This is a genomic window from Streptomyces sp. NPDC041135, from assembly GCF_055592085.1.
Genome location: NZ_JBVIYZ010000002.1, coordinates 388,867 through 411,403 on the forward strand (window position 1 = coordinate 388,867; position 22,537 = coordinate 411,403).

The 22,537-nt window shown below is 72.7% G+C and carries 23 protein-coding genes; 12 read left to right on the top strand and 11 right to left on the bottom strand.

All coding sequences use genetic code 11. The features are described 5' to 3' along the window. Positions 1 to 30: 30 nt before the first annotated feature. From ACZ6CZ_RS05935 to ACZ6CZ_RS05950, 4 genes are all read left to right on the top strand, one after another. A complete protein-coding gene (locus ACZ6CZ_RS05935) occupies positions 31 to 1,851 on the top strand; it encodes a glycoside hydrolase family 2 protein (protein ID WP_469015348.1) in 1,821 nt (606 codons plus the stop codon). Positions 1,852 to 1,969: 118 nt separating this feature from the next. Beyond that, positions 1,970 to 3,313 carry an extracellular solute-binding protein gene (locus ACZ6CZ_RS05940; RefSeq protein WP_469015351.1) on the top strand — a complete coding sequence of 448 codons (1,344 nt, stop codon included), beginning with the start codon at positions 1,970 to 1,972 and terminating at the stop codon, positions 3,311 to 3,313. A 34-nt stretch (positions 3,314 to 3,347) separates the two neighbouring features. Further along, positions 3,348 to 4,253 carry a carbohydrate ABC transporter permease gene (locus ACZ6CZ_RS05945; protein WP_469015354.1) on the top strand — a complete coding sequence of 302 codons (906 nt, stop codon included), beginning with the start codon at positions 3,348 to 3,350 and terminating at the stop codon, positions 4,251 to 4,253. A 1-nt stretch (position 4,254) separates the two neighbouring features. Next, positions 4,255 to 5,193: a carbohydrate ABC transporter permease gene (locus ACZ6CZ_RS05950; RefSeq protein ID WP_469015358.1), complete on the top strand. Its 939-nt coding sequence runs from the start codon at positions 4,255 to 4,257 to the stop codon at positions 5,191 to 5,193. 84 nt (positions 5,194 to 5,277) lie between these two features. Here ACZ6CZ_RS05950 and ACZ6CZ_RS05955 read toward each other — a convergent pair whose 3' ends face one another. Together ACZ6CZ_RS05955 and ACZ6CZ_RS05960 are read right to left on the bottom strand one after the other, a co-directional pair. Continuing rightward, positions 5,278 to 5,988 (bottom strand): LmeA family phospholipid-binding protein, encoded by a 711-nt coding sequence (locus tag ACZ6CZ_RS05955; protein ID WP_469015361.1) that lies wholly within the window; start codon positions 5,986 to 5,988, stop codon positions 5,278 to 5,280. Positions 5,989 to 6,134: 146 nt separating this feature from the next. Continuing rightward, positions 6,135 to 6,500, bottom strand: coding sequence for a nuclear transport factor 2 family protein (locus ACZ6CZ_RS05960; protein WP_469015363.1), 366 nt, complete (start codon positions 6,498 to 6,500; stop codon positions 6,135 to 6,137). A 167-nt stretch (positions 6,501 to 6,667) separates the two neighbouring features. On the opposite strand from ACZ6CZ_RS05960, the gene ACZ6CZ_RS05965 reads away from it, so the two are divergent. The 3 genes from ACZ6CZ_RS05965 to ACZ6CZ_RS05975 all read left to right on the top strand — a co-directional run bounded on the left by ACZ6CZ_RS05965 (position 6,668) and on the right by ACZ6CZ_RS05975 (position 9,837). After that, positions 6,668 to 7,231 (top strand): TetR/AcrR family transcriptional regulator, encoded by a 564-nt coding sequence (locus ACZ6CZ_RS05965; RefSeq protein ID WP_469015365.1) that lies wholly within the window; start codon positions 6,668 to 6,670, stop codon positions 7,229 to 7,231. A 324-nt stretch (positions 7,232 to 7,555) separates the two neighbouring features. Continuing rightward, positions 7,556 to 8,821 carry an MFS transporter gene (locus ACZ6CZ_RS05970; RefSeq protein WP_469015369.1) on the top strand — a complete coding sequence of 422 codons (1,266 nt, stop codon included), beginning with the start codon at positions 7,556 to 7,558 and terminating at the stop codon, positions 8,819 to 8,821. A gap of 71 nt (positions 8,822 to 8,892) precedes the next feature. Continuing rightward, the gene (locus tag ACZ6CZ_RS05975; protein WP_469015371.1) at positions 8,893 to 9,837 is read left to right on the top strand and encodes an NAD-dependent protein deacetylase; all 945 of its coding nucleotides are present in this window, start codon (positions 8,893 to 8,895) and stop codon (positions 9,835 to 9,837) included. A gap of 33 nt (positions 9,838 to 9,870) precedes the next feature. Here the strand turns inward: ACZ6CZ_RS05975 and ACZ6CZ_RS05980 are convergent, their stop codons facing one another. Next, complete coding sequence (locus ACZ6CZ_RS05980) at positions 9,871 to 10,302, bottom strand: response regulator (RefSeq protein WP_469015374.1); 432 nt, start codon at positions 10,300 to 10,302, stop codon at positions 9,871 to 9,873. 3 nt (positions 10,303 to 10,305) lie between these two features. Next, entirely contained in the window at positions 10,306 to 10,707 is a 402-nt protein-coding gene (locus ACZ6CZ_RS05985) for a hypothetical protein (RefSeq protein WP_469015376.1), read from the bottom strand. Between the two features lie 117 nt (positions 10,708 to 10,824). Here ACZ6CZ_RS05985 and ACZ6CZ_RS05990 point away from each other — a divergent pair, with 117 nt between their 5' ends. The 4 genes from ACZ6CZ_RS05990 (at position 10,825) to ACZ6CZ_RS06005 (ending at position 15,436) form a co-directional block, all read left to right on the top strand. Continuing rightward, entirely contained in the window at positions 10,825 to 12,402 is a 1,578-nt protein-coding gene (locus ACZ6CZ_RS05990; protein WP_469015378.1) for a sensor histidine kinase, read from the top strand. Continuing rightward, positions 12,399 to 13,610, top strand: coding sequence for a PP2C family protein-serine/threonine phosphatase (locus ACZ6CZ_RS05995; RefSeq protein ID WP_469015382.1), 1,212 nt, complete (start codon positions 12,399 to 12,401; stop codon positions 13,608 to 13,610). Before ACZ6CZ_RS05990 ends, ACZ6CZ_RS05995 begins: the two co-directional genes overlap by 4 nt. A 93-nt stretch (positions 13,611 to 13,703) precedes the next feature. Further along, a complete protein-coding gene (locus ACZ6CZ_RS06000; protein ID WP_469015385.1) occupies positions 13,704 to 14,693 on the top strand; it encodes a magnesium and cobalt transport protein CorA in 990 nt (329 codons plus the stop codon). Positions 14,694 to 14,866: 173 nt separating this feature from the next. Continuing rightward, a complete protein-coding gene (locus ACZ6CZ_RS06005; protein ID WP_469015387.1) occupies positions 14,867 to 15,436 on the top strand; it encodes a hypothetical protein in 570 nt (189 codons plus the stop codon). A gap of 12 nt (positions 15,437 to 15,448) precedes the next feature. Here the strand turns inward: ACZ6CZ_RS06005 and ACZ6CZ_RS06010 are convergent, their stop codons facing one another. The 4 genes from ACZ6CZ_RS06010 to ACZ6CZ_RS06025 form a co-directional block, all read right to left on the bottom strand. Then, entirely contained in the window at positions 15,449 to 15,721 is a 273-nt protein-coding gene (locus ACZ6CZ_RS06010) for a hypothetical protein (protein ID WP_469015389.1), read from the bottom strand. Positions 15,722 to 15,906: 185 nt separating this feature from the next. Further along, positions 15,907 to 16,575, bottom strand: a complete 669-nt coding sequence (locus tag ACZ6CZ_RS06015; protein WP_469015392.1) for a DUF3618 domain-containing protein — start codon at positions 16,573 to 16,575, stop codon at positions 15,907 to 15,909. Next, positions 16,551 to 16,967, bottom strand: a complete 417-nt coding sequence (locus ACZ6CZ_RS06020; protein WP_469015394.1) for a phage holin family protein — start codon at positions 16,965 to 16,967, stop codon at positions 16,551 to 16,553. The genes ACZ6CZ_RS06015 and ACZ6CZ_RS06020 overlap by 25 nt, the downstream gene beginning before the upstream one ends. Position 16,968: 1 nt before the next feature. Continuing rightward, positions 16,969 to 17,718: a hypothetical protein gene (locus ACZ6CZ_RS06025; protein ID WP_469015397.1), complete on the bottom strand. Its 750-nt coding sequence runs from the start codon at positions 17,716 to 17,718 to the stop codon at positions 16,969 to 16,971. A gap of 303 nt (positions 17,719 to 18,021) precedes the next feature. Between ACZ6CZ_RS06025 and ACZ6CZ_RS06030 the strand changes: the two genes are divergently transcribed. Continuing rightward, on the top strand, positions 18,022 to 18,969 hold the full coding sequence (locus tag ACZ6CZ_RS06030) for a Rieske (2Fe-2S) protein (RefSeq protein ID WP_469015400.1): 948 nt from the start codon (positions 18,022 to 18,024) through the stop codon (positions 18,967 to 18,969). Between the two features lie 61 nt (positions 18,970 to 19,030). Here the strand turns inward: ACZ6CZ_RS06030 and ACZ6CZ_RS06035 are convergent, their stop codons facing one another. The 3 genes from ACZ6CZ_RS06035 to ACZ6CZ_RS06045 all read right to left on the bottom strand — a co-directional run bounded on the left by ACZ6CZ_RS06035 (position 19,031) and on the right by ACZ6CZ_RS06045 (position 22,366). Further along, a complete protein-coding gene (locus ACZ6CZ_RS06035) occupies positions 19,031 to 19,873 on the bottom strand; it encodes a carbohydrate ABC transporter permease (RefSeq protein WP_469015402.1) in 843 nt (280 codons plus the stop codon). Continuing rightward, positions 19,870 to 20,829, bottom strand: coding sequence for a carbohydrate ABC transporter permease (locus ACZ6CZ_RS06040; protein ID WP_469015405.1), 960 nt, complete (start codon positions 20,827 to 20,829; stop codon positions 19,870 to 19,872). The genes ACZ6CZ_RS06035 and ACZ6CZ_RS06040 overlap by 4 nt, the downstream gene beginning before the upstream one ends. A 217-nt stretch (positions 20,830 to 21,046) precedes the next feature. Then, a complete protein-coding gene (locus ACZ6CZ_RS06045) occupies positions 21,047 to 22,366 on the bottom strand; it encodes an ABC transporter substrate-binding protein (protein WP_469015408.1) in 1,320 nt (439 codons plus the stop codon). Positions 22,367 to 22,537 lie beyond the last annotated feature (171 nt).

A 22,537-nucleotide genomic window follows, 5' to 3' on the forward strand; every position in this document is an offset into this window, starting at 1 on the left:
CGCACTCGCACCAGGCACCGAAGGAGCACCATGGCCGTACCGCACCCGTCGGACCTGCCGCGCCCCGAATACCCCAGGCCGCAGTTCGTCCGCGACGCCTGGCTGAATCTGAACGGCGTATGGCAGTTCGAGATCGACCGTTCCGACACCGGGTCGGAGCGCGGGCTGCCGGAGCGCGAACTGACGGACACGATCACCGTCCCGTTCTGTCCCGAGTCCGCCCTCTCGGGCATCGGGGAGACGGACTTCCTGGAGGCCGTCTGGTACCGGCGCACCGTGACGGTGCCCGCCGACTGGACCGACGCCCGCGTGCTGCTGCACTTCGGAGCCGTGGACCACGACACCACGGTCTGGGTGAACGGCACCGAGGTGGTCCGCCACCGCGGCGGCTTCACCCCGTTCACCGCGGACCTCGACGGCATCGCCGAGCCGGGCGCCGAACTGACCGTCGTGGTCCGCGCCCGTGACAGCCGGCACGGCGTCCAGGCGCGCGGCAAGCAGGCCACCTGGTACGCCAACTCCCACTGCCACTACACCCGCACCACCGGTATCTGGCAGACGGTCTGGATGGAGCCCGTACCGCGATCCGTCGCCCTGAAGCGGCCCCGCATCACGCCCGACCTGGCCTCCGGCAGCTTCCTCCTCCATCTGCCGCTGACCGCCAACCTGACCGGCCACCGGGTGCGCGCCGTGCTCAGCGACGAGTCCGGCGAGGTGGCCGAGGCCGGGGCGCGCGCCGACCTCGACCTGTGCCCCATGCTCGTGCTCACCGTGCCCGAGGACCGGGTGCGGCCCTGGGCACCCGAGGACCCGCACCTGTACGGGCTGCGCCTGGAGGTGCTGGACGCCGAGGGCGCGGTCGTCGACTCGGTGGCCTCCTACGCGGGCCTGCGCTCGGTCGCGATCCGGGGCAAGCGGATGCTGCTCAACGGCCGCCCCGTCTTTCAGCGCCTCGTGCTCGACCAGGGCTACTACCCCGACGGGCTGATGACCGCCCCCAGCGACGAGGCGCTGGTGCGCGACATCGAACTCGGCATGGCCGCGGGCTTCAACGGCGCCCGGCTGCACCAGAAGGTGTTCGAGGAGCGGTACCTGTACCACGCCGACCGGCTGGGCTACCTGGTCATGGGGGAGTTCGGCGACTGGGGCTGCGAGGTCGGCGTGCGCGACGACAACCAGCGCCCCGACGCCTCGTACGTCGCCCAGTGGCTGGAGGCCCTGGAGAGGGACCACTCGCACCCCTCGATCATCGCCTGGTGCCCGCTGAACGAGACCTACCAGCACCTGCACGACCGCATCACCCAGCTCGACGACGTCACCCGCGCGATGTTCCTGGCCACCAAGCAGGCCGACCCCACCCGGCCGGTGATCGACGCCTCCGGCTACGCGCACCGGGTGCTGGAGACGGACGTGTACGACTCCCACTGCTACGAGCAGGACCCGGTCGCCTTCGCGAGGACGATGTCCGGCCTCGCCGAGGACAAGCCGTACGTCAACGCGGGCCCCGACGGCCGGCCCTGGTCCGTGCCGTACCGCGGACAGCCGTACTTCTGCAGCGAGTTCGGCGGGATCTGGTGGGACCCCGAGGCGGCTCAGGCGGCCGGCGACGAGACCGGCACGTCATGGGGCTACGGCGAACGGCCCCGCAGCGCGGAGGAGTTCCTCGACCGCTTCGCCGGACTGACCGGCGTGCTGCTCGACGACCCGGAGATGTTCGGCTACTGCTACACCCAGCTCACCGACGTCTTCCAGGAGCAGAACGGCGTCTACCGCTTCGACCGTTCCGAGAAGCTCGACATCGAGCGCATCCGGCAGGCGCAGACCCGCCCGGCCGCCTACGAACGCGGCTGAGCCGGCCGTCGGCGCGACCGACACCTCCTGCTGAGTACAACGATGTATGTCCGGGGCGGGTGTGAGACCGGACGGCACGGTCCGTCCGCCCGCACCGCCCGGTCAGGAAAGGAGTGCTATGACCGACCGGCCAGAATCCGGAGGGAAGCGCGGTCCCTCCCGGCGCGCGGTGCTCACGACCGCCCTCGCCTCGGGGGCGGTGGCCCTCGGCGGCGGCGCGCTCAGCGGCTGCGGCTCCGCCGTGGCGGCGGACTCCACCACCGTCCGCCTGTGGGACCTGTTCAGCGGCGCCGACGGCGGGCTGCTCAACGACATGGTGCGCGCGGCCCGCCCCGGCATGCCGGGGACCCGCGTCGAGCGCACGGTCCTCGAATGGGGCACCCCCTACTACACCAAGCTCGCCATGGCCTCGGCCGGCGGACGCGGCCCCGACATGGCGGTCGCGCACATGTCCCGGCTCGCCGGTTACGCCCCCACCGGGCTGCTCGACCCCTGGGACGAGAACCTCCTGGCCGAGTACGGCATCACCGACGACGCCTTCACCGACGCGGTCCGCTCCCGTACCCGGTTCCGGGGCAGGACGTACGCCGTCCCGCTCGACACCCACCCCTTCATCGTCTTCTACCACCCCGGTCCCGCCGCCGACGCGGGACTGCTCAGGGGCGACGGCACGCTGGACGCCGAGGCGTTCTCCGCACCGGACAGGTTCCTCGCGGCCGGCCGCGAACTGGCCAAGGCGTCCGGGAAGCAGGGCATCGCCTTCGGCTACGTCACCGACACCGCCCAGGGCTGGCGGCTGTTCTACGGCCTGTATCGGCAGACCGGCGGCCGCTTCGACCTGCCCGAGGGCGGCCCCGCCGAGGTCGACCTCGACCGCATGACCGAGGTCATCGCCTTCATGGCGAAGCTCACCGACGGCCGGGTCAACCCCGGACGCCTCGACTACGCCGCCGCCATCGCCTCCTTCGCCAACCGGCAGACGGCGATGATCCTCTCCGGCGAGTGGGAACTGGGCACCTTCCGCGCCGCCGACCCGAAGGTGGGAGCGGCCCCGTTCCCCACGGTGTTCGGCACCCCGGCCGTCTACGCCGACTCGCACTCCTTCGTCCTGCCCCACCACCCCGACCCCGACCCCGAGCGTCGCCGCCGCACCCACCAGGCCGTGGCCGCCCTGCTCAAGGCCGGCCAGATCTGGGCCACCGCCGGTCACATCCCCGCCTACGGCCCCGTCACCCGCACCCGGGCCTACGCCGCGCTCCAGCCGCAGGCGCACTACGCGCAGGCCCAGCAGCACGTGGTCCTCGACCCGCCGGTGTGGTTCGCCGGCGCGGGCTCGGACTTCCAGAACTCCATGTCCCAGGTCCTTCAGCAGGCCCTGCTCGACGGCCTCGCCCCCGACCGGGCGGCGCGCGCGATGGTGCGGCGCCTGAACACCTTCCTGTCCAAGCCCAGCCCGGCCTGACCCGGCCGCGATCTCCCGCGCAGGAGGAACGACGATGTCCTCTCCCCACGCCTCGCCCCGCTCCGGGGCTCTCTCGGCGCGCCGGCCGCTCCCCCCGGGTCTGCTGTTCGCGCTGCCCTTCCTGGTCCTGTTCGCCCTGTTCATGGTCTGGCCGCTGGCGCAGGGCCTGTGGATGAGCCTGACCGACTCCTCGCTGTCGGCCCACACCCCGCAGTTCGTCGGCGCGGACAACTTCACCGAGGCCCTCCAGGACGCCGACATGTGGCGCGCCCTGGGCCACACCGTGTGGTTCACCGTCCTGTCGACGGTGCCGCTGGTCGCCGTCGCGCTCGGCATGGCGCTGCTGGTGCACACCGGGCTGCCCGGCCAGTGGGTGTGGCGGCTGGCGTTCTTCGCGCCCTACCTGCTGCCCGTCGGCGTGGTGAGCCTGCTGTGGATCTGGCTCTACCAGCCCGACCTGGGCCTGCTCAACCACCTCCTCGACGTCGTCGGCATCGGCCCGGTGGCCTGGCTCAGCGACACGTCGGTGACGATGGGGGCGATCGTCCTCACCACCCTGTGGTGGACGGTCGGATTCAACTTCCTGCTCTACCTGGCCGCCCTCCAGGCCGTCCCGGACCACCTGTACGAGGCGGCGGCCGTCGACGGCGCCGGGGCCTGGCGCCGGCTGTGGTCGATCACCCTGCCCCAGCTGGGCCGGATCACCACGGTCGTCACGGTGCTGCAGATCCTGGCGTCCCTGAAGGTCTTCGACCAGGTCTACCTGCTCACCAAGGGCGGCCCCGACGGCTCCACCCGCCCGGTCGTCGAGTACGTCTACGACGTCGGCTTCACCGGCTACCGGCTGGGCTACGCCTCCGCCATCAGCTACATCTTCTTCGCCCTCGTCCTGCTCGCCTCCGCGGCCCAGTACGCCGCCCTCCGCCGCCGGGAGAAGTGACATGACGTCCACCGACCTGCCCGTCCGCCCCCCGCGGGCGTCCCGCCTCCCGCGCACGCCACGGCCCGCGGCCGCCCGTCCCGCCGGGCGGCGCGGCAACAGCCTGGTCCTCGGCGACAGCCGCCTCGCCCGCGTCCTCGCCCTCGGCGCCCTCACCGTGCTGGCCCTGGTGTGGCTGCTGCCGATGCTGTGGGCTGTGCTGACGGCCGTGAAGTCCGAACAGGACGCGAGCGACGCACAGCACTGGTTCCGGCCGTCGCACGGGCTGACGCTCCAGGGGTTCCGCACCGTCTGGGAGCGCGGCGACCTGCCGCTGTGGATGGCGAACAGCTTCCTGATCGCCGCGGCCGTCACCGCGATCACCGTCCTGGTCTCCGCCATGGCCGGGTACGCCTTCTCGCGCACCCTCTTCGCCGGCCGCCGCGCGCTGTTCGCCCTCACCGTGGCCGCCGTGCTGGTACCGCCGCAGATCCTCATCGTGCCGTGGTTCCGGCAGATGATGAGCCTGCACCTGCTGGACACGTACGCGGGCGTGATCCTGCCGCAGACGGTGGCGCCGGTGATGGTCTTCATCCTGAAGAAGCACTTCGACTCGCTGCCGCGCGAACTGGAGGAGGCGGCCCGCATCGACGGCGCCGGACACTGGCGGGTCTTCTGGTCCGTGCTGCTGCCGCTGTCCCGGCCGATGCTGGCCGCCGTCGCGGTCTTCGTGTTCATCGGGGCCTGGAACAACTTCCTCTGGCCGTTCGTGTCGACCTCCGACCCGGCCCTGATGACGCTGCCGGTCGGCATCACCTCGGTCAAGGACGCCTACGGCATCCAGTACGCCCAGACCATGGCGTCCGCCGTGCTGGCCGCGCTGCCCCTGGTGCTGGTGTTCCTGTTCTTCCAGCGCCAGATCGTCAAGTCCGTCGCCACGACGGGCCTCGGCGGCCAGTGACGACGGCCCCGGGAGGCGCGAGCGGGCGGCGAGCGGTCCGCGGCACCGGAAGCCGCCCGGCGCCGCGGCCGGCCGGGCCGGTGCTCAGCGGGTGAAGCGCGAGGAGCCGAGGACCACCTGGTGACCGACCATGGTGATCTCGACGCCGTCGGCGGTGGCCCGGGCCGCGGTGAAACCGACGCCCTGCGGCAGGTTCACCCGCCACATCGTGGCCTGTTCGGCACCGGGGACGGTCAGGGAGAGTTCGGTGCCCTGGGCGAGGAGGGTGCCGGTGCCGTTCAGGGTCTTCCCGCCGGCCGTGCCGCTGACCTCGACGCGCGCGGCCTGGCCGTTCGATCCGGTGCCGCGGGAGACCTTGACGTGACCGCCGCTGCCCGCCAACCGCGTGACGACACCGGAGAGTTCCTCGTAGGACAGGATCATCGTGCCGGTGGCGAGGTCGGCCTCGGCGCTGCGCGCGGTCAGGGAGGTCACCCGTACGTCGCGCAGGTCCAGCCGGAGGTGCGCTATGTGCAGGTAGCCGCCCTGCGCGTCGCTGGTGGTGTCGACGTAGAACTGCCCCGCCGACAGCTCGACATGGCCGAAGTGCTGCGCGAAGGCCTGGGTGAGGAAGGGGAAGCCGTCGATCGACACGTCCAGGGAACCGTCGGTGGTGTTGTCGTAGCCGTACTTCTCCCGGGCCAGCTGCACGGCCTCCTTCTCCGCGTAGTGCACGGCGACACGGTCGGCGACCGTGAAGAACACCGCCAGTACCACCACGGTGACCGCCAGTACCTTGACCCAACGGCGTCGCATGCCGCCCCCTCGTCTCCTCGATGCCGGTCCGTCCGATCGGCCGAGCGGATCGATCATGCACGGTGGATGCCTGGGGCAACACCCCTGGCCCGGTACGGAGACGGGCCACGGGACCGGGGACGGGTACGGACCGGCCGACCCGGCTGTCAGCCGCCGCCGGCGGCAGTGGCGACACCGAAGCCGTCCATGTAGTCGCGGACCCGGGTGAGCAGTCCCCGGCGCACGCGCAGCACCAGCAGACCGGGGACGGTGAAGGTGCCGCGTCCGGCCGGGAGCGCCCCCAGCACCACGTGCTCGGCGACGATCACCTCCGGATCGGTGCTCTCGTGCACCGCTACCCTCCGGATCTCCGTCACCCGGGCGGAGCCGCTGCCCCAGGCCGCCCGGTAGCCCGCGCGCACGGCCTCCCGGCCCTCGAAGCGCGCGGGAAAGCCGGGAGCGGTGAACGGGAACTCGTGCACCCCGTCCACGGCGTACAGGTCGGCGAGGTCGTCCGCGGACTTGTCGGTCATGGCCCGGTAGTAGGTAGCGGGCCAGCACGTCGGCCGGGGTGCGGTGGGCCGCCGTGCCGGGATCCGGTGCAGGGGACATCCGGACTCACTCCTTCTCGCTCAACAAGTGTTGACCCAATGACCGTAGGAGCGGTGGCGGTCTCGGTCAACGGTTGTAGAGTGAAATGGTGTCCGACACCCCCCGCTCCCGCGCCGACCGCCGCCGGGCCACGGAGACCCGCATCCTCGACAGGGCCCGGGAGCTGTTCGCGCGCAAGGGCTTCGACCGCACCACCATCCGCGCCGTGGCCGCCGCGGCCGGCGTCGACCCGGCGCTGGTCATGCAGTACTTCGGATCGAAGCGGGAGCTGTTCGGCCGCGCCGTGCAGGCGTTCCCCGCGCTGCCGCCGGCCCCGGACGCCGACGCGCTCGTCGATCAGCTGCTGACCACGCTCGGGCTCAAACTCGGCGGCCTGCCCGACGGCACTCTCGCGATGATGCGCTCCATGCTCACCGACCCGTCGGCGGCCGACCAGGCCCGTGACGCCCTCGGCCGGCAGATCGGCACCCTCGGCGCCGCCCTGTCCGCCGACGACCCCGAGGTGCGGGCCGCGCTCGTCATGAGCACCCTGCTCGGCGTGACCATCGGCCACCAGCTGCTCGGCCTGCCCGCGCTGCGCGACGTCCCGGCCGACCGGATCGCCACCCTCCTCCGCCCGGCCCTCAAGGCCCTCGCGGCGCCGCCGGACTGAACGACCGCGACCGGCGGCCGGCCCGCACCGCCGGACGGCCGCCCCGGCCCGCCGCCGACTTCCAGCCACCCTCGCCGGGCCGTGCATGACCGCTCCCGCGCGGGGAAATCGTGACCGGTGGTTCGTGAGGGCCGCTGAACGACGGGCGGGGGGCATGGCAGTCGAGGCAACCGGGACGCGTACGACACGAGCGCGAGCGGGGGAGGAGCCGGTGACGGGTCGCCCGCCGGGAGCGGCCACGCCCGGCCCGGAACGCGCCGATCCCACGGCGGACCTCCGGCCCACCGGCGTCCGGCGCGCCCCCCTTCAGCGCCTCCCGCGCCCATGACCGGCACCGTCGAGTCCACGCCCCGTACCGGCGGCCTGCCCGCCCTGCCCGTCTACCTCACGGTCGCCGCCCTGGCCCGGACGGCCGACGAAGGAGCCCGGGTCGGGCTGGTCATGCTGGCCGCCCAGCGCGCCGGCAGTCCCGCGCTGGGCGGCGCGCTGGTGGCCGCGCTGATGATCCCGCACGTCGTCGCGGCACCGGTGGCCGGGGCGCTCGCGGACGCGGTGAGACGGCGCCGTCTCTTCCACGGCGGCGGGATCGTCCTGAACGGCCTCGCCCTCGTCGCCCTCGCCGCGCTGGTGGGCAGGACGGACGACGCCCTGGTTCTCGCGCTGGCGGCCGCGGCAGGCTGCGCCGGCCCCCTGGTCACCGGCGGACTCACCAGCCTCCTCGGGGAGCTGCTGCCCAAGGAACGGCTGATCCGGGCGTTCAGCGCCGACGCCGTCTCGTACAACCTGGCCGGCATCTGCGGACCCGCCGTCGCCGCGGCGCTGGGCACGACCGTGGGCGCCGCGGCCGCCCTGACCGTCCTGGGCGCCGGAGCGGCTGCGGGCGGCCTGCTGCTGTTCGCGCTGCGGCTGCGGGCCCGCACCGGCACGCGGGCCGGGCGCACCCTGCCCCGGCCGGCCGACCTGCTGGGCGGAGCGGCCGTCCTGGTCCGCGACCGCCCGCTCAGATCGGTCACCTGGGCCAGCGGCGTCGGCGCGATGGGCGTCGGAGCACTGCCCGTCGTGTGCGTGCTGCTGGCCCGCGACTACCACGCGCCGTGGGCGGCGGGCGGCATGATGACCGCCTTCGCCCTGGGAGCCCTGACCGGATCACTGTCGTACGCCTACCGCCCCGTGGGCCACCGGCGGCCGGAACGGGTGGTGCTCTGGGGGCTCCTGGCCACCGGCGTCCCCCTGACGGCCGTACCCGCGGCGGGGCACGCCCTGCCGGCCGCCGCGCTGTTCGCCGCCGCCGGGTTCTGCACCGGTCCGCTGTTCAGCGCCCTGCTCGCCAGCCGCGAACGCTACGCGCCGGCGGCGGTCCGCACCCAGGTCTTCACCCTCGGCGCGGGCCTCAAGAGCACCTTCGCCGCCGCCGGAGCGGCCGCCGCCGGCGCCCTCAGCACCCTCGGGGCCGACCGCCTCCTGCTGGGCGTCGCCGCCTGCCAGGCCGTCGCCGCGGTGGTGGGCCGGGTCCTGCTCGGGGGCCGCCGGACGGACGGCGCCCGGTGCGAGCCCGGCCCGGCCAGGGAGTGCCGCACCCCGTCCGGATGACGCCGACGCCCCGGTGCCGGTCCGCAGGCGCTCCCGGGGCCCGATCGCGTCCACCGACGTACCCTGCCCGCATGGACACACATCCGCTGCCCGAGCCGCCGCCCGCCCCTGCGGGAGCGCGGCCGGTGCCTTCCGGCCCGGCGGGGACCGGTGCCCGTGGCGCGGCCGGCGCGGCCGGCGCGGCCGCCCGGGACGAGGCGCTCGCGGCCGTCGAGCGGCTGCTGGCCGACGGCCGCGTCCTCGTGCTCAGCGGCGCCGGGCTCTCCACCGAGTCGGGCATCCCCGACTACCGCGGCCCCACGGGCCGGCGGCGCAGGCACACGCCGATGACGTACCAGGAGTTCGTCGGGAGCGAGGACAACCGCCGGCGCTACTGGGCCCGCAGCCATCTGGGATGGCGGACGATCAACCGCGCGCGGCCCAACCCCGGCCACCGGGCGGTCGCCCGGCTCGCCGCGGCCGGCGCCGTCTCCGGTGTCGTCACCCAGAACGTGGACGGACTGCACGCGGCCGCGGGCACGCCCCAGGCGGTGGAACTGCACGGCAGCCTGCACCGGGTCACCTGTCTGACCTGCGCGGACACCATCCCGCGTGCCCACCTCGACGAACGGCTCGAAGAGGCCAACCCGGGCTTCCGGGACATCGCCGCCCGGGTCAACCCCGACGGCGACGCGGACCTGCCCCGCGCCTACGAGGCGGGCTTCCGCACGGTGTCCTGCCAGACCTGCGCCGGCGGCATCCTGAAACCGGACGTCGTCTTCTTCGGCGAGAGCGTCCCCAAGGCCCGTGTCGCCCGCTGCTACGACCTGGTCGACACGGCCGCCGCCGTGCTCGTGGCGGGGTCCTCCCTGACGGTGATGTCCGGTCTGAGGTTCGTGCGGTACGCGGCGAAGCAGGGCAAGGAGGTCGCCATCGTCAACCAGGGCCCGACCCGCGGCGACGACCTGGCCGGCGTCCGCCTCGAGGCGCCCCTGGGCGACACGCTGACGAGGCTGGCCGACCGCCTCGGAGCGTGAGGCCCGGCCGGGCCGGAGCCTGCCCGTGCCGGGCTACTCCTTCGGCGGCTTGACGGCGATGTCGAGGTAGAAGGAGTCGATGCTGCGCACCGCCGCCTCGAACTCCTCGAGGTTCACCGGCTTGGTGACGTAGGCGTTGGCGTGGTGCTGGTAGGCGCCGGTGACGTCGTCGGGAGCGGCGGAGGTGGTCAGGACGACGACCGGGATCGTGCGCAGGTCGGCGTCCTCCTTCACCACCGCGAGGAACTCCCGCCCGTTCATGCGCGGCATGTTCAGGTCGAGCACGATGAGGTCGGGTCGCGCGTTGTCCGGGTCGCGCAGGTAGTCCAGGGCCGCTACGCCGTCGGGCACCTGCGTGAGGTTGCGGGCCCCGCGCTCGGTCAGGGCGTCCTGGATCAGCATTGCGTCGGCGGCGTCGTCTTCGACCAGCAGCACGTCGTAGGGGCGGGTTGCGGCGGCAGCCATGATTCACGAGCTCCGGGGTGTGGGGTGGGAGGTGGGACGGTGTGTGCTGGTGGTGATCAGTCCGGGCCAGCGGCGCCGGGCTCCTTGGCGGCTCATGTGCACGGCCTCACCGATCTCGGGGTAGCCGGCGCCATGGGCGGCCGCGGCATGGGCTGCCTGGTCCTCCAGGTGCCGGACGGCCTCCTTGACACCGGCGAGGACGCGCAGGCGCACCAGGGCGCGCCGGCGGGCCTCGTCGGCCGCGTTCCCGTGCTCGGGACGGGCGTCGTCGGCCCCGCCCACGAGGTCGGCCGGCACGTGGACGGTGTGACGTGCGAGACACCGGACGATCTCGTCGACCACCTCGGTCACGACCGCGGCCGTCGCTCCGCCGGGCGGGGAGGGAGGGGAGGGCGGACCAGACATGGCACCACCCTACGGCGTCGATCTCCATGGGGACAACATGCGTTGTCGGGCCATGGGTAGAGTGTGCGTGCCGCGCGAGGCGCGACCCGGACCGACGAGGGAGAAGTTCGAACCGCGATGAACAGCAAGCCGCCCACCACCGAGACCGCGTTCTCCGGCTGGACCACCCGGCGCTGGCTGCGGGTGGGGGTCGCCGTCACCCTGGCCGTGCTCACCGTGCTGGGGTCACTGGGCGGCTGGGCCATGTGGCGCACGTCGCAGATCACGGCCGAAATGGTGGACAGGCGCTCTCCCGCGCTGATCGACGCCATCCGGCTGGAGGCGGCCCTGGTCAACCAGGAGACCGGGGTCCGCGGCTACGGACTGTCCGGCCGTCCCGACTTCCTCGAGCCCTACGAGCAGGGACTCACCGACGAGAAGACCGTCCTGCGGCACCTGCGGCCCCTGGTCGGGAGCGACGCGCGGGCCCGGGCCGACCTGGCCGAGGTCGAGAGACTGGCCGGGATATGGCAGCGGCGCACGGCCCGGCCCGTCTCGGCCGCCTCCTCCGCGGACGCCGTGAAGGTGGCCACGGGCCGCACGGCGGAGGGCAAGACCACGTTCGACTCGCTGCGGCGTGCGATGACCCGCCAGCAGGAACACCTGCAGAGCGAGCGGGCGGCGGCCGGCCGGAGCCTGCGGCGGGCGCAGACGCTGCGCAACTGGATGTTCGCCATCATCGCCGCCGTCATCCTCCTGGTGGCCGTCCTCGTCTTCGAGGGACTGCGCCGCGGCATCACCACCCCGCTCAGCCGCCTCGGCTCGGCCGCCCGGGACGTCGCCGAGGGCCGCTTCGCCCGCAGCCTGCCCGGCACCGGCCCCGCCGACCTGCGCCGGCTGGCCGCGGACGTGGAGTCCATGCGGCAGCGCCTGGTGACCGAACTGGAGTTCAGCGAGGAGTCCCGGCAGCTGCTCGACGAGCAGGCGGCCGACCTCAAGCGGTCCAACGCGGAACTGGAGCAGTTCGCCTACGTCGCCTCCCACGACCTCCAGGAACCGCTGCGCAAGGTGTCCAGCTTCACCCAGCTGCTGCAACGGCGCTACGGCGGACAGCTCGACGACCGGGCGGACCAGTACATCGGCTTCGCCGTCGACGGCGCCAACCGGATGCAGACCCTCATCAACGACCTGCTGGCCTTCTCCCGGGTCGGCCGCGTGCACAACGACCACCAGACCGTCGATCTGGAGGCGGTCATGACCCGGACCCTGGACAACCTCAGCGTGACCGTCGAGGAGACGGGGGCCGAGATCACCCACGACCCGCTGCCCACCGTGGTCGGCGACACCACCCAGCTCGGGATGCTCTGGCAGAACCTGCTGTCGAACGCCGTGAAGTTCCGCGACCCCGAGCGGCCGCCGCACATCCACGTCGGCGCCGTGCGCGACGGCGACGACTGGGAGTTCGCGGTCAGCGACAACGGCATCGGCATCGCGCCGGAATTCCAGGAAAAGGTCTTCATCCTCTTCCAGCGCCTGCACACCAAGGACGCCTACCCGGGCACCGGCATCGGCCTGGCGATGTGCAAGAAGGTCGTGGAGTTCCACGGCGGCCGGATCAGGATCGACCCGGACTACAAGCTGGGCACCCGCGTGGTCTTCACCCTTCCCGCCACCGAGGCCGCGCCCGCGGACCCGGAGAGAAAGACGCAGCCGTGACCGATCAAGCCGCAGGCCGGGCACAGCCGTACCACATCCTGCTGGTCGAGGACGACGACGGGGACGCCCTCCTGGTGGAGGAACTCCTCTACGACGCCGACCTCCCGCACACCCTCACCCGCTGCCGCACCGCGGCCGAGGCGCGCGGGAACCTCGCGTCCCGCCGCGTCGACTGCGTCCTGCTCGACCTGCACCTGCCCGACGCGTCCGGGGTGGAGACGGTGCAGGCGGTCCAGCCGGAGACGAACGCCGCCATCATCGTCCTGACCGGGCTGGACGAACCCCGCGCGGGAGTCGACGCCCTCGCCGCCGGCGCCCAGGACTACCTGATCAAGGGCAAGGTCGAACCCGACCTGATGCAGCGCGCCGTCCGCTACGCCGTGCAGCGCAAGCAGGCCGAGCGCGCCAACGCCGCGCTGCAGATCGGCCGGCTGCGCGCCGAGGAGAACGCGCGCCTCGAGCGCGGACTGCTGCCCGAACCCCTGCTGACCTCCGCCGCCGTCACCGCCTCCAGCCGGTACTACCCCGGCCGTGCGCAGGCCCTGCTCGGCGGCGACTTCCTCGACGTCGTCCAGACCGACGACGGACAGGTCCACGCCATCATCGGGGATGTCAGCGGCCACGGCCCCGACGCCGCCGCGCTCGGCGTCTGCCTGCGCATCGCCTGGCGCGCCCTCACCCTCGGCGGCCACCGCGACCAGCAGCTGCTGCGCCTGCTGGAGCAGATCCACATCGCCGAACGCGCCGACAGCGACCTGTTCACCACCTGCACCCTCATCACCATGGAGCCGGACGCGGCCACCCTCACCCTGCACCTGGCCGGCCACCACGAGCCGCTGCTGCTCACGCCCGAGGGGGCCCAGGAGGTCACCGCGGCCCACGGCATCGCCCTCGGCATCGCACCCGGGCTCGGCAGGTGGCCCGCCACCACGCTGGAGCTGCCCGCCCGGGGCGCGCTGGTCGCCTACACCGACGGCCTGATCGAGGGCTTCGCGGACGACTCGGGCGCCCGGCTGGGAGTGGAGGGCCTGCTGGGCCTCATCGACGGCATCCGCACACCGGACCCCGGCACCCACCTCGACCAGCTCATCGCCAGGACCCGCACCCTCAACGCCGACCGGCACACCGACGACCTGGCCGTGCTGCGCCTGGACTGGAACACGCTGACGGCGAGGCACCCGGCGGGCGCCTGGCGCACCGTGCCGTAGCCGGCGGGCCCGGCGGGCGGCCGGGAAGCTCAACCCGGGGGTCCGCGGGAAGCGGCACGCATGGAATGCGCTCGGGGAAGCATCCGAAAGGGCATGGAGTGCGTGATCTACCAGAAGCAGACGGGTGAAGCCGAGCGGATCGACTGCGGGCAGGACGACGGGGGGTGCGAGACCACCCTGGACCGCCTGGCCGTGCTGAAGCCGGACGAGTTCGCCTGGATCCGGATGGAGCAGCCCCGCCCGGAGGAGTTGCAGCGCGTCGGTGCCTACCTGGACCTGCACCCGCTCGCCGTCGAGGACGCCGTCCAGGCCCACCAGCGACCCAAGCAGGAACGGTACGGCGATGTCCTGGCGGTCGCCGTGAAGACGCTGTGGTTCGTCGAGCGGACCGCGGACGTGGAGACCGGCGAGATGATGATCTTCCTCGGCCCCGCCTTCGCGCTGACCGTGCGGCACGGCGGCGACGACCCCACCGCCGAGGCGGCCCGGCGCCTCGAACAGCAGCCGGACCTCGCGGGCCTCGGCCCGGTCAGTGTCCTGCACGCGGTGACCGACGTGATCGTCGACGCCTACGCGGAGGCGGCCGCCCAGGTCCGGGCCGACCTGACGCAGCTCGAGCGGTGCGTGTTCTCACCGGCCCGGGACGACCTGACCGCGCGGATCTACTCGCTCAAGCGGGAGGTGGTGGAGTTCCGCGACGCCGTCCAGCCGCTCGTCCCCGTCGTCCGGCACTTCACCGAGGCGCGCCCGGACTGGCCGCGCCGGCTGGTGCCGTACTTCCGCGACGTGGCCGACCACCTCACCCGCACGGACACCGAGGTCCGGGCCCTGGACGACCTGCTCGGCTCGGTGCTCGACGCCCACCTCGCCAAGGTGAGCACCTGGCAGAACGACGACATGCGCCGCATCAGCGCCTGGGCCGCCATCCTCGCCATCCCCACCATGATCGCCGGCCTCTACGGTATGAACTTCGCCCACATGCCCGAACTGGACTGGCGCTACGGCTACCCGTGCGCCCTGGCCCTCATGGCGCTGGGCGCGGGCCTGCTGTACCGGGCCTTCCGACGCAACGGCTGGCTGTGACGGAGGCCGGGCCGCGACACGCCCACGCGGCCCGGGGAGCGGACGGGCGGGGCACCGGTGGAGGGACTCGTCCGGGTCAGCCGTGATGGCGGCGGGGGCCGACTCCGGGAAGGGTGGGAGACATACGGCGCTCCGGCCGGCTCACCTCACACCCTCCCCGAAGGAGCACAGCCATGTCCCGACGCAACACCATGATCCGCAGTCTGCACGACCTCGGGCTCGCAGCCTGGTTCGGCGGCTCGCTGATGGGCGCGGTCGGCCTGAACGGCGCGGCGAAGCAGGAGGGCGCCACCGCCACGGACGGAGCGCGGATCGCCTCGGCCGGCTGGGCGAAGTGGACGCCGGTCAACGCGGCCGCGATCGCGGCGCACCTGTGGGGCGGCGGCGGCCTGCTGGCCGTGAACGCCCACCGGGTCGCCAAGCAGAAGGGCGTGGGTGCCTCCTCCACGGCCAAGACCGCCCTCACCGCGGCCGCCCTGGCCGCCACCGCCTACGCCCGCGTCCTGGGCAAGAAGATCGAGCTGGCCTCGTCCACCGACCCCGACGACGTCGAGAAGGCCGCCCAGCACCCCGTCGACACCGACAAGGCGCAGCGCCAGCTCGCCTGCGTGCAGTGGGTGGTGCCCGCGCTCACCGGGGCGGTGGTGGTGCTGAACGCGCTGCACGGCGAGCAGCAGCGCCCGCTGGAACAGCTCCAGGGCATGTGGGAGCACGCCCGGGCCGTGACCCCGCTCATCCCGTAGGCGTCGGTCCCGTCAGTCCGGCGGGTCGGAGTGGGTCTGCAGCTGCTGCCAGCACTCGCGGACGTGCCGCTCGGCCTCCTGGACGGCACGCGCGGCGCCGTCCTGCGCCGGCGCCGCCGGCTCGGCCGGGACCGGGCCGGTGGTCGGCGCGGTGCGGCGCCAGGGGGAGCGGGCGGCGCTCGGGCCGTGCGCCCGCTGGCGCCGGAGGACGAACCACCGGGCCACCACGACCGCGCCGACCGCGGCCGCCGCGGTGAGGGCGGCTATCTCGTGCTGAGAGGACATGACGGCGGGTCCTTGCTGTGCGGGAGGGCGCAGGTGTCCGCTGCCGGTACCGGTCCCTCGTGCTGATCGTGTCACCCCGAGGAGGGCGGGGAGTGTGCCGCGTCCGTGCGGGACGCGGCCGGCGGGAGGGCGAGGACGGCGGCCGTCACTCCGCCGCCCTCACGTCAGTGGCCCGCCACGGCCGCTCAGGACTGCCCGCGGGCCTCTTCGGTGACGCTCTGGCCCGACTGACGTGCCTGCGCGGTCACCTCCTCGGTACGGCCGCGGACCTCCTCCTGGGTGGTGCGCGCGGCGTCGGCGGCGGTCCCCTTGACCTCCTCGGCGGCCTGCTGGGTGACCTCCTTGGCACCCTCCTTCAGGTGCTGCGCGGACTCCAGCGCGGCCTGCTTCACCGGCTCGAGCGCCTCACCGCCGCGTTCCATCAGGTCGGCGGCCTTCTGCTCCTCCGCCTGGGAGGTGGGCAGCAGCGAGGAGGCCAGCAGGCCCACGCCGAAGGCGATCAGCCCCGCCGCCAGCGGGCTGCCCTGGGTCTGGCGGACGGCCTGGTCGGGCGCCTGCCGGACGGTGTCGCCGACCTGGCTCGCGGTCTCCCGTACGGAACCCGCCGCCTGTCCCGCGCTGCCCTGCAGTGAGCCGGCCGTCGCCTGGGCACCGCTGCTCACGCCGTGTGCGGTCTGCGATACGGATCCCATGACCCGGTCACGGAGGCCCATGACGGCTCCCTTCGCTCGTCGCTTACGCCGGTCCACCATGCGGCGCGGGCTGGTTCGGTCGGCCAGCTGATCCACGTCGGCGGTCAGCCGGTCCCGGGTGGCGTCGATCTCGGCCCTTATGTGGTCGGGTGACGTGCCCATTCCGCGTTCTCCTTCATCGATTCGACAGTCTGTTCCGGCTTCGGCGAGACGGTCCGCATCTGCGTGCGGCCCCGCTGGTAGAGCACGGCCGCGACGACGGCCCACACCGCGGTCACGATCAGGGCGGCCCAGCCGCCGTCCATGACGTTGGACAGGCCGAGGACCGCGGCCAGCGACGCGAACAGCAGGACCATGTACCCGGCGAACCCGGCACCGCCGTACATGCCGGCCGCCTTGCCCGCCTTGGTCGCCTCCTGCCGCACCTCCGCCTTGGCCAGCTCGACCTCCTGGCGGAACAGCGTCTGCACGTCGGACGTCACCACGGACAGCAACTCGCCGAGCGACCGGTCGTCCGGTCCGCGCTCCGCCGGTACCGGGGGGATCGAGGCCACCTCACACCTCCGGGAAGGGGCGGATCGGGGTTCCGGTCGGCGGCCCGGGCGGCGGCGGGTCGACCGGCACCGGCGGGGCCTGCGGTGGGCCCGAGGGCTCTGCGGCCGGCGGCACGGCCGGCGGCACGGTGGGCACCGGCGGGACCTCCTGCACCGGGGCGGGCGGCAGCGTCCGCCCGGCCGGCTCGCCCTGCGCTCCCAGCTGCGACGTGCCGCTCGGCCCGGGCTGCTCCGCGGGCGCGGACTGCGAGGACTGCCCCGCCTTGCCCGCCACCTTGGCCAGCCGCCCGACGGCCAGCCCTGCCAGCAGCGCGCCCCCGAGGAAGGCGCCGGGGCGCCTGCGGGCGAAGCCGCGGAGGTCGGCGACCATCCCGTCCACACCCTGCTTCTCCAGGTAGTCGGCGGCCCGGTGACCGCCGCCGGCCAGCTGGCCGGCGAATCCGCGGGCGGGCGAGTCGCCCGGCGCGTTGTCGGCGAGGCCCGCTATGTCGTCCGACCACTGCCGCAGTACGCCCGACGCCCGCCGGGTCTGCTCCCCGGCCTCGGCGGCCACACGGCCGCGCAGCTCGTCGATCACCGTGCCGGCCTGCCTGCGCGCTTCCCCGGCCACGGCCCGGGCCTGCTCGGCAGCGGTTCCCGTCACCTGGCCCACGGCCTGCCTGGCCTGGTCGGCGGTGGCCGAGGCCTCGGTCCTGGCCGTCTCTCCGGTCTGCTTGAGCCTTCCGGTACCGTCCTGCACGGGTTCAGTCATCAGTCACCCTCCTCGAAACACGGTCCGCTCGGGCCGCCCGCGAGGCCTGTGGCGGCCCCGGGCGCGACACCCGCGGAACTCGCCGCCGGCCTGCCGGGGCGCCACCGCGGCCTCGCGGTCACGCCATGCGTTTCTCCCCGAGTAACAATTCGTCCGGCATTGACACGTAAATCGGCCCATCTCTTTTTTTCGGCAGGGGCGTTGCCGACGTTTCCCGCCCGGCGCGGAGGGCTACTCGCCTCTCGTCACGCACCGGCCGCCGGCCTCGGATCAGCAAGGACGGGTCGCTCCATGGAGGATCGAATGACGCAACGAGGTCCCGGACGTCTGCTGTCGGCACTGGACCGCCTGGAGCGGTGGCCGGGCGCCGACCGGACGATCGACGCCGTACAGCGCACGGTACGGTCCCTGCCGCTCGGGCCGGCGCGGGACGTGCTGCACGGGCGCTGGCTCGGGCACCCCGTGCACCCGCTGCTGGTCCAGGTCCCCATCGGCACCTGGCTGTCCGCGGGCGTGCTGGACCTGCTGCCCGGCGTGCGCCGGGGACCGCGCGCCCTCATCGGCGTCGGTCTGGCGGCGGTCCTCCCGGCCGCGGCGGCCGGCTGGGCGGACTGGGCGGAACTGCACCGCCAGCAGCAGCGCGTGGGGCTCGTCCACGCGCTGGCCAACACGGCCGCCGTCTCGCTCTACACCGCGTCGCTCGTCACGCGCCTGCGCGGCCGGGAGACGGCGGGCAAGGCGCTCGGCTTCGCGGGCCTGACCCTGACCGGGGTCGGCGGGGCGCTGGGCGGACACCTGGCCTACCGTCAGGCTTCCGGCGCCAACCACGCCGAAGAGGTGCCGCACCTCGTCGGCGCCGGCTGGCACCGGGTGGGAGCCGCCGACGCGTTCCCGGCCGGGCGGGCGGTGCGGTGCACCGTGGACGAGGTGCCGGTCATGGTGGTGCGCGAGGACGACGGCACGCTGCACGCGCTGGCGGACCGGTGCAGTCACCTCGCCGGACCGCTGTCCGAGGGCACGGTCGCCGACGGCTGCGTCCAGTGCCCGTGGCACGGCAGCGTCTTCCGCCTGTCGGACGGCTGGAACGTACGCGGCCCCGCCACCGCCCCCCAGCCCGCCTTCGACACCCGTACCGTAGACGGCCACGTCGAACTGCGGCTGCGCCGCCGGGAACCGGACACGCCGGGGTCCGACGGACAGGTCAGCCCGGCGACGGCGAGGGCGGCCGCCGCTCACCGCGACGACGGCTGACGGCGGGGCCGGCGGCGGGGCCGCCCGGCAGGCCGGGGGGCGCCGCCCGCCGCCGTACAGGTCACTTGGTCGCGCCCCGGGCGAAGCCGTTGTAGATGTAGCGCTGGAGGAAGAGGAAGGCGACGAGGGTCGGGATGATCACCAGGATCGTGCCGGCCGAGATGTCCTCCCAGTGCGCGCCGAAGGGGCCCTTGAAGCGGAACAGCGCGGTGGAGATGGTGCCCAGGTCCTCGGACGGCATGTAGAGGAACGGGATGTAGAAGTCGTTGTAGACGGTGATGCCCTTGATGATGACGACCGTGGCGATCGCCGGCTTGAGCAGCGGCAGAATGATCTTCCAGTAGATGGTGAGGGAGTTCGCCCCGTCCAGGCGCGCGGCCTCGTCCAGCGACACCGGAATGCCCCGGATGAACTGGAGGAAGATGTAGATCGAGACGATGTCCGTGCCCATGTAGAGCAGGATCGGCGCCCAGATGCTGTTGAACAGCCCGAAGCTGTTGACGACCTGGAAGGTCGCGACCTGGGTGGTGACCCCGGGGACCAGGGTGGCGATCAGGAACAGCGCCATGACCGGCTTCTTGGCCCGGAAGTCGAAGCGGTCGATGGCGTACGCGGTCATCGAGCCGATGATCACCGTGCCGGTGAGGGAGAACAGCAGGATGAACCCGGTGTTGGCGAAGGCGGACAGCATCTTGCCGTCGGTGAACGCCGTCGCGTAGTTGCCGAAGTTCAGCCAGTCGCCCGGGAGCGACAGCGCACCGCCGTCCGTGACCTCTTCAGAGGTCTTGAGCGAGGTCAGGAAGACGACGACGAGCGGGACCAGCACGATCAGCGACGCGACGACCAGCGACAGATAGGTCAGGGCGGGTCCGAGCCGGCGGCGGGCGGGCAGGGGCGCGGTCATACGAGGTCCACCTTCTCGTCGGGCACGAGGCGACGCTGGATCCAGGTGATCACCAGGATGATCAGGAGCAGTACCACCGCGGCGGCCGAGGCCAGGCCGGTCTTGTTGAACTGGAAGGCGAGCTTGACCGTCTGGATGACGAAGGTCGTCGTACCGGTCGCGCCGCTGGTCATGACGTAGGGGATCTCGAACACCGACAGGGACCCGGAGACCGCCAGGATGACGCTCAGGCTGACCACCGGGCGGATGCTCGGGGCGATGATGTGCCGGAACTGCTGCCAGCGCGTGGCGCCGTCCAGCTGGGCCGCCTCGTACAGCTCGGCCGGGATCGACTGGATCGCGCCGAGGAACAGCACGAAGTTCAGCCCGGTGAAACGCCAGACGGAGACGCCCGCCAGTGAGGTGTTCGCCGAGGCCGGGTCGCCGAGCCAGGCGTGGCCGGAGCCGGCGCCGAACCACGACAGGACCGAGTCGAGGGTGCCGCCGTCCTGGAAGAAGTACAGGAAGACGAACCCGATGGCCACGCCGTTGATCAGGTACGGGAAGAACAGGATGCCCTTGAACAGGTTGCGCAGGCGCAGGTCGAAGCTGAGCACCGTCGCGAAGTACAGGGCGATCGTGATCTGCACGGCCGACGCGGCCAGATAGTAGAAGCTGACGAAGAACACCCGGAACAGCTCGGGCCGGGTGAAGATCTGCCGGTAGTTGTCGACGCCGGTGAAGTCGCGGTCGGGGCTGACCCCGTCCCAGTCGGTGAAGCTGTAGTAGATCATGTTGCCGACGGGCACATAGGTGAACGTGATCAGCAGGATCAGCGGGACGGCCAGAAACAGCCACGGCGTCAGCCCGCGCAGCGGACGGCCGCCGCGGCGGCCGTCGTCCCGGACGGGTGGCCTGCCCGGCCGCGCGGACGTGCGTGGCACCTTGGCGGGTGCCCGATGGGTCGTCTCTGTCATGTCGGGCCTTTCGTTTCGCGGGTCGTGCGACGAGTGCGTGCGACGAGTGCGCCGGTGTCCGACGGGCCGTCCGGTGTCCGGCGGCGGCCGCGCGGAGACGGCGCGGGCCGGTGCCGGACCGGTCGCGGGGCCGGGCGGCGGCCGGTGGCGCGGGGCCCGCCGGTGTGGACGGGCCCCGCACGGGCCGGGACGACCGCGCCGTTCAGGGACGCGCGGGTCAGGAACCCGCGGTCCTCGCCGCCGAGTTCCACCGCTCGTCGAGGTCCGCGAAGTAGTCGTCCAGGCTGCCCTTCTGCACGCCGCGGGCCAGGTCGACCAGCTTCTGCCGGTAGTCGGGCTTGTTCAGGCCGATCTCCGCGCTGTTGTCGATGAGGTTGACCTCCCCGGTCTTGGCCTCGGAGCGCTCCACGAACGTGACATCGTTGTCAACGAAGTCCTTGAGCGTGCTGGGCATCGGGGCGGACTTCAGGGCCGGTACGGCGCCCTCCTTCGCCGAGTAGCCCGACTTCTGGGTGAACCAGTCGATCCAGGCCCGGGCGGCCGCCTTGTGCGAGGAGTGGATGTTGACGGCCTGCTGGTAGTCGGAGGCGACCACGGCGCAGTAGGTGCCGTTCTTCTGCACGGGGAAGGGCATGAAACCGATGTCGTCCGGGTCGGTGCCGGCCTTCTCGGCCGCGTCGCGCATCTGCGTGATCGCCCAGGAGCCCAGGTGCATGGTGGCGACCTTGCCCTGCGCGATCAGGCCCTTGGAGGACTCCCAGTTGGTCGTGCTCGGGTCCTTCTCCGACAGGCCGTCCTTGACGATGTCGTGGAGCAGGGAGTCGATGACGTGCAGCTCGCTGCCGCTCCGCCAGGGGGAGACGGCGCCGGCGAGCTGGTCGTAGGCCTTGGCGTCGCAGGTGACCGAGCCGACCGAGTTGCTCCAGGCGGTCAGCGGCCAGCCGTCCTTGAAGTTGGTGTAGTAGGGCACCGCGTCCGTCTTCGCCTTGACGGCCCGCAGATCGGTGAGGAACTCCTGCGGGGTGGTCGGCCAGTCGGTGACGCCCGCCTCGCGCCAGACCGCCTTGTTGTAGAGGAAGCCGTTGGCCGTGCCGAACTGGGCGATGCCGTACACCTTGCCGCGGACCGCGGTCTTGTCGCTGAAGCGGTAGGTGCGGCTCAGCTGCGCCGTGGTGCCCAGCGGGGCGAAGAACTTCGGGTAGTCGTTCTTGGCCACGACGGCCGGGATCATCAGGACATCGCCGTAGTCGTCGGTGTTCATCCGGATCTTGACCTCCCCCTCGTAGTCGGTGAGGGCCTCGAACTTGACCTTCACCTTGGGGTAGACCTTGTTGAACTCGGCGGCGTACTTGGCCATCGTCCCGTTCTGGACGAGGTCGGTGCGGTGGGTGAGGACCTTGATGGTGCCCGAGGCGTCTGCCGGGTCGGCGGGTGCCTTCGCCGTCTCACCGGAGGCCGTTCCGCCACCGCCGCATCCGGCTACGGTCAGTATCGCGGTGGTCAGAAGCGCTCCCGTGAGCGTCTTCCTGTTCCTCATGTGCCCAGCTCCTTCTGATCGCGGCTCAGCTCTGCGAGTGGGATGTCGGCACTATGGCAGCCCTGGGTTAACCGGTAAAGCTGAAATTTCCAGCGTGATGCGCAATCGTTACCAGAGGATGGCCAACGACCCTGTGACATGGGTGTTCAGTGACTGGCACTCTGCTGCACA

Coding starts and splice junctions, on each gene's coding strand:
- ACZ6CZ_RS05990 (WP_469015378.1), top strand. CDS start 10,825: ATGAACAGCAAGCCGCCCACCACCGAGACCGCGTTCTCCGGCTGGACC.
- ACZ6CZ_RS05975 (WP_469015371.1), top strand. CDS start 8,893: ATGGACACACATCCGCTGCCCGAGCCGCCGCCCGCCCCTGCGGGAGCG.
- ACZ6CZ_RS05955 (WP_469015361.1), bottom strand. CDS start 5,988: ATGCGACGCCGTTGGGTCAAGGTACTGGCGGTCACCGTGGTGGTACTG.
- ACZ6CZ_RS05945 (WP_469015354.1), top strand. CDS start 3,348: ATGTCCTCTCCCCACGCCTCGCCCCGCTCCGGGGCTCTCTCGGCGCGC.
- ACZ6CZ_RS05960 (WP_469015363.1), bottom strand. CDS start 6,500: ATGACCGACAAGTCCGCGGACGACCTCGCCGACCTGTACGCCGTGGAC.
- ACZ6CZ_RS06025 (WP_469015397.1), bottom strand. CDS start 17,718: ATGACTGAACCCGTGCAGGACGGTACCGGAAGGCTCAAGCAGACCGGA.
- ACZ6CZ_RS05935 (WP_469015348.1), top strand. CDS start 31: ATGGCCGTACCGCACCCGTCGGACCTGCCGCGCCCCGAATACCCCAGG.
- ACZ6CZ_RS06015 (WP_469015392.1), bottom strand. CDS start 16,575: ATGGGCACGTCACCCGACCACATAAGGGCCGAGATCGACGCCACCCGG.
- ACZ6CZ_RS05970 (WP_469015369.1), top strand. CDS start 7,556: ATGACCGGCACCGTCGAGTCCACGCCCCGTACCGGCGGCCTGCCCGCC.
- ACZ6CZ_RS05950 (WP_469015358.1), top strand. CDS start 4,255: ATGACGTCCACCGACCTGCCCGTCCGCCCCCCGCGGGCGTCCCGCCTC.
- ACZ6CZ_RS06040 (WP_469015405.1), bottom strand. CDS start 20,829: ATGACAGAGACGACCCATCGGGCACCCGCCAAGGTGCCACGCACGTCC.
- ACZ6CZ_RS05940 (WP_469015351.1), top strand. CDS start 1,970: ATGACCGACCGGCCAGAATCCGGAGGGAAGCGCGGTCCCTCCCGGCGC.
- ACZ6CZ_RS06000 (WP_469015385.1), top strand. CDS start 13,704: ATGGAGTGCGTGATCTACCAGAAGCAGACGGGTGAAGCCGAGCGGATC.
- ACZ6CZ_RS05985 (WP_469015376.1), bottom strand. CDS start 10,707: ATGTCTGGTCCGCCCTCCCCTCCCTCCCCGCCCGGCGGAGCGACGGCC.
- ACZ6CZ_RS06045 (WP_469015408.1), bottom strand. CDS start 22,366: ATGAGGAACAGGAAGACGCTCACGGGAGCGCTTCTGACCACCGCGATA.
- ACZ6CZ_RS06010 (WP_469015389.1), bottom strand. CDS start 15,721: ATGTCCTCTCAGCACGAGATAGCCGCCCTCACCGCGGCGGCCGCGGTC.
- ACZ6CZ_RS06005 (WP_469015387.1), top strand. CDS start 14,867: ATGTCCCGACGCAACACCATGATCCGCAGTCTGCACGACCTCGGGCTC.
- ACZ6CZ_RS06035 (WP_469015402.1), bottom strand. CDS start 19,873: ATGACCGCGCCCCTGCCCGCCCGCCGCCGGCTCGGACCCGCCCTGACC.
- ACZ6CZ_RS05980 (WP_469015374.1), bottom strand. CDS start 10,302: ATGGCTGCCGCCGCAACCCGCCCCTACGACGTGCTGCTGGTCGAAGAC.
- ACZ6CZ_RS06030 (WP_469015400.1), top strand. CDS start 18,022: ATGACGCAACGAGGTCCCGGACGTCTGCTGTCGGCACTGGACCGCCTG.